This is a genomic window from Streptomyces mangrovisoli (genome assembly GCF_000974985.2).
GTDB lineage: Bacteria > Actinomycetota > Actinomycetes > Streptomycetales > Streptomycetaceae > Streptomyces > Streptomyces mangrovisoli.
The window spans coordinates 36,412-46,177 of record NZ_LAVA02000070.1; the positions used below are offsets into that span (position 1 = coordinate 36,412).

At 72.3% G+C, this 9,766-nt stretch carries 9 protein-coding genes; 8 read left to right on the plus strand and 1 reads right to left on the minus strand.

Features of this window, described 5'->3' with window-relative positions; translation table 11 throughout:
* Positions 1–14: 14 nt before the first annotated feature.
* The 5 genes from WN71_RS26920 (at position 15) to WN71_RS26940 (ending at position 6,758) form a co-directional block, all read left to right on the plus strand.
* Positions 15–911, plus strand: coding sequence for a winged helix-turn-helix domain-containing protein (locus WN71_RS26920; protein WP_046591473.1), 897 nt, complete (start codon positions 15–17; stop codon positions 909–911).
* A 204-nt stretch (positions 912–1,115) separates the two neighbouring features.
* On the plus strand, positions 1,116–3,320 hold the full coding sequence (locus WN71_RS26925) for a phosphotransferase (protein ID WP_079178141.1): 2,205 nt from the start codon (positions 1,116–1,118) through the stop codon (positions 3,318–3,320).
* Positions 3,321–3,379: 59 nt separating this feature from the next.
* Positions 3,380–3,997, plus strand: a complete 618-nt coding sequence (locus WN71_RS26930) for a TetR/AcrR family transcriptional regulator (RefSeq protein WP_046591474.1) — start codon at positions 3,380–3,382, stop codon at positions 3,995–3,997.
* Between the two features lie 65 nt (positions 3,998–4,062).
* Entirely contained in the window at positions 4,063–6,129 is a 2,067-nt protein-coding gene (locus WN71_RS26935) for a HelD family protein (protein ID WP_046591475.1), read from the plus strand.
* A gap of 128 nt (positions 6,130–6,257) precedes the next feature.
* Positions 6,258–6,758 (plus strand): HAD domain-containing protein, encoded by a 501-nt coding sequence (locus WN71_RS26940; protein WP_046591476.1) that lies wholly within the window; start codon positions 6,258–6,260, stop codon positions 6,756–6,758.
* Between the two features lie 45 nt (positions 6,759–6,803).
* On the opposite strand, the gene WN71_RS26945 is transcribed toward WN71_RS26940, so the two are convergent.
* Positions 6,804–7,595, minus strand: a complete 792-nt coding sequence (locus WN71_RS26945) for an SDR family NAD(P)-dependent oxidoreductase (protein WP_046591477.1) — start codon at positions 7,593–7,595, stop codon at positions 6,804–6,806.
* Positions 7,596–7,794: 199 nt separating this feature from the next.
* Here WN71_RS26945 and WN71_RS26950 point away from each other — a divergent pair, with 199 nt between their 5' ends.
* From WN71_RS26950 to WN71_RS26960, 3 genes are all read left to right on the plus strand, one after another.
* Positions 7,795–8,355, plus strand: coding sequence for a helix-turn-helix domain-containing protein (locus tag WN71_RS26950; protein ID WP_046591478.1), 561 nt, complete (start codon positions 7,795–7,797; stop codon positions 8,353–8,355).
* Between the two features lie 77 nt (positions 8,356–8,432).
* Positions 8,433–9,128, plus strand: a complete 696-nt coding sequence (locus WN71_RS26955; protein ID WP_046591479.1) for a hypothetical protein — start codon at positions 8,433–8,435, stop codon at positions 9,126–9,128.
* Between the two features lie 100 nt (positions 9,129–9,228).
* A complete protein-coding gene (locus WN71_RS26960; protein ID WP_046591489.1) occupies positions 9,229–9,582 on the plus strand; it encodes a DUF2516 family protein in 354 nt (117 codons plus the stop codon).
* Positions 9,583–9,766 lie beyond the last annotated feature (184 nt).

Genomic DNA, 9,766 nt, shown 5'->3' on the forward strand with positions numbered 1-9,766 from the left:
GGTACGGTCGTCATGTGAACGAACAGCAGGCGGGTGACGGCAGCGGCGTCAAGGAGTTCGAGAGGGTCGCCCGAGAGCTGCTGGACCGCATCGGCCGGGGCGTCTACCCCGTCGGCACCCATCTGCCGGCGCAGCGCGAACTGTCGGACGCGCTCGGGGTCAGCCGCGTCACCTTGCAGCGCGCGCTGAAGATCCTGGCGGCCGAGCGCTGGATCGAGTCCCGCCGGGGCAGTGGATCGAGGGTGGTCAAGAGTCCGACGACGTCCCCGTCGAGGGCGGAGGTCACCGGCGCGACGGTCGGCGATTCGATCGAGGCCGTGTTCGACTGGGCGTTCGAGCAGCCCGAAGTGTCCCTGGACGTCTACACCTTGACGTCGGAGACCCTGCACTGGCAGATCCAGGCGCAGGCCCTGCGCATCCGGCGACGGCAGATCAACCCCAGCAGCATCACGCTGCGCATGCTGCTGCCCGCGGAGGGGATTCCCCTGCCCTATCCGAGCGTGAAGGACAGCCCGGACGACCAGCGCCTGCGGTTCCGGCTCGACGACATCACCAAGCAGTACACGTCCCTGCTCGACCAGTCCCTGCGCGCGCTGCGCGCCGAGAAGCTGGTGCCGGACGTCGACGTCCAGATCCGCCGGGTGAAGCTGACACCCACCTTCAAGCTCTACGTCTTCAACCGGACGGTGGCCGTGATGGGGCCGTACGAGGTGGTCGAGCGCGACATAGAGCTGGACGACGGCGATGTGACGGCGCTTGACGTACTGGGTTTCGAAGCGACTCTCACCCAATTTGGTGAGCCCGGAAACCCGCAGGTGGCACCCAGTCGTTTCGGGGCCAGCATGAGGTCCTGGTACGAGTCCGTATGGGATCGCCTCGGAGTGCCCGAAGAGGGACCCGCCGTGCGCTAGGATGCGCGGATTCCACGCGAACCGTGCGAGTGAGAGTTCCTGTTCGGGAAACGCCGAACGGCCACTGCCGTGCGGCCCGGCGCTCGGAGTGGCGATCACCCGTTCAGCTCACTCCAGTGCGCCTTTGGCTGCCCGGAGTAAAACTGATCAGAGAACTGACGTTCACTTACCCATCCTCGTGATGGAAAAACTCCGGAGCGGCCAGTGGGCGCACCTCCTGTTTCCCGGGACGACGTGATCGGGGAACTTGCCCCTGTTGCACCACCCGACGCCGGCCTGGCGTTTCTTCAAGTCGCCAAGTCGTTTCCGGCGACCAGCGGTTACCACAACCGCAACCACGTCGTCTCCCTGACGGAGGCCGCGGCCGCACTCGTGGGCCGGGAGCCAGGTACGCGGGTGACGGTGCGGATCCCCCGCGCGGACGCCCTGCCGGTGGTGATCAGGACCTGGCGGCGGGAGGCGGAGATCCTGCGGGCCGTGCGGGGTGCGCTGCCCCATGTCCCGGAGTGTCTTCTGGAGGGGGAGGGCTTCGCCGTCCACAGCTATGTGGAGGGCGTGCCGCTGTCGAGCGTGTGCGGCAACGGCAAGCCCCTCGACAGCCTCATCCTGCAGGCGCTCGCGGAGCTGCTCGCGCAGATGACCCGGGTGCGCCTCAGAGCCCTTCCCGCTCTGCCGGAGGGATGGCCGGGCAACCATACGGACAGCCAGGGCTTCCTGCGGATGCTGGCCCTGCTCGCCGACCGTCAGGTGCGGCAGCCCAATTGGCATGCGTTCGGTGGCCTGTTCGCCGCGCTCGGCATCCCGGAGGACGCGCTTCTGCGGCTGGCCGACCGGGTACCGCCCATGTCCCGGCGGCCCTTCAGCCTGCTCCACGCCGATCTGCACCGCGACAACCTGATCATGTCGTACGAGGGCGCCCCGCCCCTGATCTGCGTCGACTGGGAGCTGGCCACGTTCGGCGACCCGTTGCACGACTTGGCCACCCATCTGGTGCGCATGCAGTACCCGGCCCATCAGTGGCCGGAGGTGATCGAGGCGTGGCGGGTCGCCATGGCGCGGGTCCGCCCGGCCGCGGTGAACGGCCTCGCCAAGGATCTGCGGCACTACGTGGCCTTCGAGCGGGCGCAGTCCGTCTATCCGGACATCATGCGGGCCGCCCGAACCCTTGAGGCGAAGTCCGACCGGAAGAGCCTGGACGACGCGACCGCTGCCGTGCGGCGCGCGCTGCGCGTCGCCGCGGAACCGTTGCGGCTCGGCCGGCTGCCGAGCGACAGGGAGATCCAGGGCGCTCTGCTCCGGTGGCGGGCGTCGAACCGTACCCGGAGCGGGAGTTGTGGGGAACGGGTCTTCGACTGGAGTCCGGACAAGCGCCTCGGCGTGCACGCGGACTTCCCCGAGGAGGCCGTGACCGCGGCGCTGCGGCAGGAGGGCAGGGCTCCCGCCGGCAGGGTCTTCATGGGAACCGCCCACCTGAACTCCGTGGTGTCGGTGCCCGGTGTCGGCTTTCCCGTGGTGGTGCGCCGCAGGGTGGCGACGGTGTGCAGGCGTGAACCCAGTTTTCTGAGCGAGCACGCCGTGCTGCGCGCCATCGAGGAGTCCGGGGTCGCGGTGGCCGCGCCCCGCGTGCTGGCACTGGGCGAGAGCCATGAGGAAGAGCCCTTCGCCATCCACACCTACGTCGGTTCGAACGGAGCCGACGGCGCCCCGCGCCATCCCATCCACGGCCTGCTGCCGCACGAGGCCGACAGCCTCGTCGACCAGCTGTGCGCTCTGACGGACGTCGATTACAAGAAGATCGATCCGGCGGCGGGGGAGGGCGGCTTCTACGAGTGGCTCAGTGGCCAGCTCGTCCTCCTCGTCAGGAACCTGCCGAAGGACTCTCAGCAGATCGCGCGCGTCCTGGGGCTGCCGGACGCCCACCGCCTGCGCGAGATCCTCGCCGGACACCACGTCGGCGAACGCGTACCCGTGCTGCTCCACGGCGACCTCAACCCCTGGAACCTCGTCCGCCGTGGCGGCCCCCGGGCCCTGACGATCATCGACTGGGAGATGGCGCTGGTCGGTGACCCGCTCTACGACATGGTCCGGCACATGCATCTCACGCCGACCCTGCCGGAGATCCAGCGCCGCATGTTCCAGCGCTGGGAGCGCCTGCTGCCCGCCCGGCACACGCGGGCCTGGCGGCGCGACTCGGCGGTCTACCGGGGCCTGGAGGTCGTCCGCTCCGCCTACATCGACCTGGACCGCCTCGTGACCGGAGCGAGCCTCGACGCCCCGAACGTGCGCCGGGCGGTGGACTCGTACGCGATGACGCTGGAGAAGGCCATGGGCTTTCTGGGGTTGCCCGCCCGGCCCACCGCGAATCCCTATCTGGCGAGGGCGTTCGACCTGGCGGGGACCTTCGACTAGGGCCTTCTGCCAGGGCCTGAGACGGACGGGCGGATCCGCCGCCCCCGTAGGCTCGCCCCATGACCACCCCCGGCCTCCGCGAGCGCAAGAAGCAGCGGACCTATGAGCTGGTGTCCGAGACCGCCATCCGGATGTTTCTGGAGCGGGGCTTCGATGCCGTTTCCGTTGCCGAGGTGGCCGCCGCGGCCGAGATCTCCAAGCCCACCTTGTTCCGGTACTTCCCGGCCAAGGAGGATCTCGTGCTGCATCGGATCGCCGATCACGAGGACGAGGCCGCGCGGATCGTCAGCGGTGCCACGGAGCCGCCCGTCGAGGCGCTGCGGGCGCACTTCCTCGACGGGCTGCGGCGGCGCGACCCCGTCACCGGGCTCTGCGACCACCCCGCCGTCCTCGCCTTCCACTCGCTGCTCTACGGCACCCCCGCCCTCGCCGCCCGGCTGCACCAGTACCAGGAGCGTTCCGAGGCCGTCCTCGCCGACGCCCTCGGCGGGGATCTCGGCGCGCGGCTCGCCGCCGGGCAGATCACCGCCGTGCAGCGGGTCCTCGCCCTCGACAACTGGCGCCGGATCGCCGACGGGGAGCCGATCGACGTGGTGGCCCAGGACGCCCTGCCCGCCGCGGAGGCCGCCTTCGCGCGGCTCGCGGCCGCCCTGCCCGAGTTCGCCGCCGGGCAGTAGCCGGACGATAGAAGCGACCTGGTCAATTATTTAACTCGGTTGCGATTGGTGGGTACCCTGGTCCCATGAGCAGCCCCGCCGACGCCCTCACCCGCGCGCTCCACGACGAACGCGCCTTCCATGACACCTGCCGCGCCGCCCTCACCGCCATGGTCGAGGGCGCCGACGAGCAGGTCGACGTGGGCGAGGACGTCTCCGCCTCCGGCGCCGACGCCGAGGTGCTCGGCCGCCGGCTGCGCAGCCAGGCCAAGGCGCTGCACGAACTCCCCGAAGGCCCCCTCTTCTTCGGCCGGCTCGACTTCGCCCCCGGCGCGCCCGATCACGGCGGCCAGAGCTACCACGTCGGCCGGCTGCGGATCAGCGAGCACCCGGCCGCCCCGCCCCTCGTCGTCGACTGGCGCGCCCCCGTCTCGCGCGCCTTCTACCAGGCGAGCCCTCGGGATCCGCAGGGTCTCGCCGTCCGCAGGCGCTTCGGCTGGGCCGCAGGCAGCCGGGGCGCCTCCGGCGATCTGACCGGGATGGAGGACGAGCACCTCGCGGGAGGGGGCGGGCTCACAGGTCCCCCCGCCGGGGGAGAAAGGACCGCCGAAGCCCCCGTCAGCGCCCTCGTCGCCCGTGAGATCGAGCGCCCCCGCGTCGGCCCCATGCGGGACATCGCCGCCACCATCCAGCCGGAGCAGGACGACCTCGTCCGCGGCGACCTCGCCGACTCGGTCTGCGTGCAGGGCGCCCCCGGCACCGGCAAGACCGCCGTCGGCCTGCACCGCGCCGCCTACCTGCTCTACACCCACCCCCAGCGCATCCGCCGCGGCGGCCTGCTGATCCTCGGCCCCAACCGCACCTTCCTCTCCTACATCTCCGAGGTGCTGCCCTCCCTCGGAGAGACGGGCGTACGGCAGTCCGTCCTCGCCGACGAGATCGCCCGGCAGCCGGTCCGCCGCACCGACGCCGAGGAGACCGCCGTCGTCAAGCACGACCTGCGGATGGCCGAGGTGCTGCACCGCGCCCTGTACGCCCACGTGCGCCCCGACCTCGCCGACGCCGTCGCGGTGACCGACGGCCCGCTCCGGCTGCGGCTCTCCGCCGAGCGGGTGCGCGCCGTCGTCGAGGCCGTACGGCAGGAGGCACCGCCGTACGGGACCGGACGGGAGCGGGTGCGGACGCGGATCGGGCGGTGTCTGCGCGAGCAGGCCGAACGCCGGTCCGGGCCGCAGTCCGCGGCCTGGGTGCGCACCATCGAGCGCCGTATCGGCCCGCACGTCGACGCGGTCTGGCCGCGGATGCGGCCCGAGGAGGTGCTCGCGGACCTCCTCGGCGACGACGACACGCTGGCCCGCGCCGCCTACGGCCTGCTGGACCCGGACGAGCGGCGCGCGCTGCTGTGGGACGGGCCGAAGCGGTCGTACCGCTCCGCGCGCTGGTCCGCCGCCGACCTCGTGCTCCTCGACGAACTCGCCGGACTCGTGGAACACCCCGAGGGCTACGGCCATGTCGTGGTCGACGAGGCGCAGGACCTGTCGCCGATGGAGTGCCGGGCCATCGCGCGCCGGGCCCGCTTCGGCTCGCTGACCGTGCTCGGCGACCTCGCGCAGGGCACCACGCCCTGGGCGGCGCGCGACTGGTCCGAGCTGCTCGGACACCTCGGCAAACCGGACGCCGCCGTGACGCCCCTGACCACCGGTTTCCGCGTTCCCGAGGCCGTCGTGGGGCTCGCCAACCGGCTGCTGCGGCGGCTGGACGTGGACGTTCCGGTGCCCCGCTCGCTGCGCCGGGACGGCGAACTGCGGATCCGGGCGGCCGACGACGTCGGCGCCGAGGTCGTCGCGGCCGTACGGGAGGCGCTCGCGCGCGAGGGCTCGGTCGGGGTCGTCGCCGCGGACGCCGACGTTCCGTGGGTGCGCGCCGCGCTCGACGCGGCGGGTGTGCCGGCCGCGGGTCCGGAGGAGGTCGGGGCCCGCGTGGCGCTCGTACCGGCCGGGCTGGTCAAGGGTCTCGAGTACGACCATGTGGTGGCCGTCGAGCCCGCCGCCATCGCGGAGGCGGAGCGGCGGGGCCTGCACCGGCTGTACGTCGTCCTCACGCGCGCGGTGTCCCGCCTGGACGTGGTGCACGGGCGTCCGCTGCCGTTCTGAGGGCGTGGTGCACGGGCGGCTGCTGCCGTTCTCAGGGCGAGGTGTACGGGCGTCCGCCGGCCTTCGGAGAGGGCGCCGGTCGGAAACGGCCGGGCCGTCGCGCCGAAACTGCGCGATCCTGGCCAGTGATGCTGCTCTTCCTCGACATCGACGGGACGCTCATCCCGTTCGGCGCCACGCGGCCGTATCCGGTCTACGAGCCGCTCGTCGCCCTGCCCGGGACCGCCGTCCCTGCGCCCGCGAGCCCTCTCGTGTCCCGGATCGACCCCGCGCTGGGCGGTCGGCTGACCGCGCTCGGCTGCGAGCTGGTGTGGGCCACGACCTGGATGGACGACGCGAACTCGTGTGTGGCGCCCTGGCTCGGGCTGCCGCCGCTGTCGGTGGTGGAGTGGCCGGACGAGGACGAGGCGCCGGGCCGGCTGCACTGGAAGACGCGGCCGCTGGTCGCGTGGGCGGCCGGGCGGCCCTTCGTCTGGGTCGACGACGAGATCACGGAGGCCGACCTCGCCTGGGTGGCCGACCACCACCCCGGCCCCGCGCTGCCGCACCGGGTCGACCACCGCCACGGCCTCACGGACGCCGACTTCGCGCGCGTGGAGGAGTGGCTGAGGACCCAGGCGGACGCCTGAGCGCGGAGCGGCAGCGCGGGCCTGCGGGCAGTGGACCGCCGTCCGTCAGTGGACCGAGAATCCGCCGTCCACGAAGAGCGAGTGGCCCGTGACGTACGCGGAGGCAGGGCTCGCCAGGAAGACGGCCGCGCCCGCGAAGTCCTCGGCCAGGCCGTTGCGGCCGGTCATCGTGCGGGCGGCGAGCGCGGCCACCTTCTCCGGGTCGGACGACAGCCGCGTGTTCAGCGGGGTCATCACGAAGCCCGGCACGAGCGTGTTGCAGGTGACGCCGTACGGCGACCAGGCCTCGGCCTGCGAGCGGGCCAACGACTCCAGCGCCCCCTTCGACACGCCGTAGGCACCGCTCTGCACGAACGCCCGGTGCGCCTGCTGCGAGGTGATGTGGATGATCCGCCCGTAGCCGCGCTCGGCCATGCCGGGGCCGAAGCGCAGGCCCAGCAGGTAGGGGGCCTCCAGGTTGACGGCCATGGTGGTGTCCCAGACGTCCTCGCCCAGCTCGCCCATGGGCGGCCGCAGGTTGATCCCGGCGGAGTTGACGAGGATGTCCGGCTCCCCGAACACCGCGGCCGCCGCCTCTGCCGCGGCGCGCACCCCGTCGCGGGTGGCGAGGTCGCCGACGACCCACGCGGCCTCGCGGCCCTCGGCGGTCAGCTCGTCCACGGCCGCCTTCAGCTCCGGCTCGCGGCGGGCCACGATCACCACGCGCGCGCCCGCCCGCGCCAGGGCCCCGGCGATCGCCCGGCCGATCCCCGAACTGCCGCCGGTCACGACGGCGACCCGCCCGTCCAGCGAGAAGAGTCCGGAGAGGTACGTGTACGAGGTCCCGTTGGAGGTCATACGGGAACCCTAGGCGGCGCGTCGAGGGCTCCGGGGGCGGGGGAGCCGACATGATCGCCTGCGACGGTGCCGGACCTTCCGGAAACCGTGCGCCACGCCGCACGGGCCCGCCCGTTCGGGCTACCTGCCGGTAGTGACATGGCGCACTGTTGCAAGCAGATGCTTGCAATAGTTAGCACCGGTGCGGCAAGGTGAGGACATGGCATCGCTCAACGTCGGCAATCTCGGCGAGTATCTGCGCGAGCAGCGGCGCACCGCGCAACTGTCGCTCAGGCAGCTCGCCGACGCCGCCGGGGTGTCCAATCCGTATCTCAGCCAGATCGAGCGCGGGCTGCGCAAGCCGAGCGCGGAGGTGCTGCAGCAGGTCGCCAAGGCCCTGCGGATCTCCGCCGAGACGCTGTACGTGCGCGCCGGCATCCTCGACGCCGAGCGGGACCGGGACGAGGTGGAGACGCGCGCCGTCATCCTCGCCGATCCCACGCTCAACGAGCGGCAGAAGCAGGTGCTGCTCCAGATCTACGAGTCCTTCCGCAAGGAGAACGGATTCGGGGCGGGCGGCGGCGCGCAGGACGCGCACACGGACGTGACGACGGACGCGAAGGCGGACGTGGACACGGACGAGGCCGAGGACGCGGCGGACGACCCGGGCGGCATACGCCCCGCCGGCGGTACGGGCGGGGCCCGGCACAGCGACACCGCCGCACCCGGCACCCGCACGACCGGTGGCAGTGACATCGATCCGCAGCAGACGGCCAGTTGAACCCGGCAAAGGCGCCGGCCGTCCGACTGCGGACCCACAGACCCTCAGCCGAAAGCGAATCCGGGAGGACCATCACCATGGCCATCACCGACGATCTGCGCAAGACCTTCAGCGACCCCACCCCGCTCTACTTCGCCGCCGGCACCGCCGACCTGGCCCTTCAGCAGGCCAAGAAGGTGCCCGCCCTGGTGGAGCAGCTGCGCGCCGAGGCGCCGGCCCGTATCGAGGCCGTGCGCGGCGCCGACCCCAAGGCCGTGCAGGAGCGCGCCGCCGCGCGCGCCAAGGAAGCCGGTGCGCGGGCCAAGGAGGCCCAGGAGAACCTTCAGACGAAGGTCACGGACTTCATCACCTCCCTCGACGCCGACATCAAGAAGCTCGGCGGCAACCTGGACTCCGACCTCAAGAAGCTCGGCAGCACGCTCGACGCCGACCTCAAGAAGCTCGGCGAGTCCGCCCAGGACCTCGCGCTGCGCGGGGTGGGTGTCGCCGCCGAGTACGCGGTCAAGGCCCGCGAGGCGTACGAGAAGGTCGCCGAGCACGGCGAGCAGGCCGTGCGGACCTGGCGCGGCGAGGCCGCCGAGGAGATCGAGGACTTCGCGGTCGCGGTCGAGCCCAAGGCCGAGCCGAAGCCGGAGCCGGTCCCGGTCAAGGAGGAGCCGAAGCCGGCCCCGCCCGCCGCGGCCCCCGCCTCCGAGAAGAAGCCCGCGCCGCCGAAGAAGGCGCCGGCGGCGCGCAAGCCGGTGGCGAAGAAGAACACGCCGCCCGCGAAGTGACCCACGTGCGCATCGACGGGCCGGGCACCTCTGGGGTGTCCGGCCCGTTCAACGGGTACGGTGGCCGCACAGGAGTCGGAGAGAACGGGCGGTGGACGGCATGCTGATGTTGGGCTTCGCGGGGTTCCTGGGGCTCTTGAAGATCCTTCTGATGGCCCTGGCCGCGTTCGGGCTGCTCGACGCCGCGTTCCGCCGTGAGGACGCGTTCCGCGCCGCGGACAAGCAGAACAAGATGTTCTGGCTGGTCATCCTCGCCATCGCGCTCGTCGTCAGCTATCTCTTCTCGATCCTGTCGATCCTGCCCATCGCGGGCGTGGTCGCGAGCATCGTCTACATCGTCGACGTCCGGCCCGCCGTGAAGCAGGTCTCCGGCGGCGGTGGCGGCTTCGGCCGCGGTCGCCGCGGCGGCAGCAGCAGCGACGGCCCGTACGGCCCGTACAACGGCGGCCGCTAGGTCCCCTGCGGGGGGCTCGGCTGTGAACCCGGCTTCGTCGGCCGACGGCGTCAGGGGCGGGCCCGGGCTCCGAGAACGCCGACGGTTTCCCCGTGCCCCTTCGAGGGGCGCGGGGAACTGCGCGCTCAGCCCCCACCGGCCCGCGGTGAAATCCATTGGGCAGTGCCCGGCTGCGGGTCCGTAG

Excerpts from the sequence above, each read along its gene's own strand:
- WN71_RS26960 (WP_046591489.1), top strand. The coding sequence starts at position 9,229 with ATGCTGATGTTGGGCTTCGCGGGGTTCCTGGGGCTCTTGAAGATCCTT.
- WN71_RS26940 (WP_046591476.1), top strand. The coding sequence starts at position 6,258 with ATGCTGCTCTTCCTCGACATCGACGGGACGCTCATCCCGTTCGGCGCC.
- WN71_RS26950 (WP_046591478.1), top strand. The coding sequence starts at position 7,795 with ATGGCATCGCTCAACGTCGGCAATCTCGGCGAGTATCTGCGCGAGCAG.
- WN71_RS26945 (WP_046591477.1), bottom strand. The coding sequence starts at position 7,595 with ATGACCTCCAACGGGACCTCGTACACGTACCTCTCCGGACTCTTCTCG.
- WN71_RS26930 (WP_046591474.1), top strand. The coding sequence starts at position 3,380 with ATGACCACCCCCGGCCTCCGCGAGCGCAAGAAGCAGCGGACCTATGAG.
- WN71_RS26955 (WP_046591479.1), top strand. The coding sequence starts at position 8,433 with ATGGCCATCACCGACGATCTGCGCAAGACCTTCAGCGACCCCACCCCG.
- WN71_RS26935 (WP_046591475.1), top strand. The coding sequence starts at position 4,063 with ATGAGCAGCCCCGCCGACGCCCTCACCCGCGCGCTCCACGACGAACGC.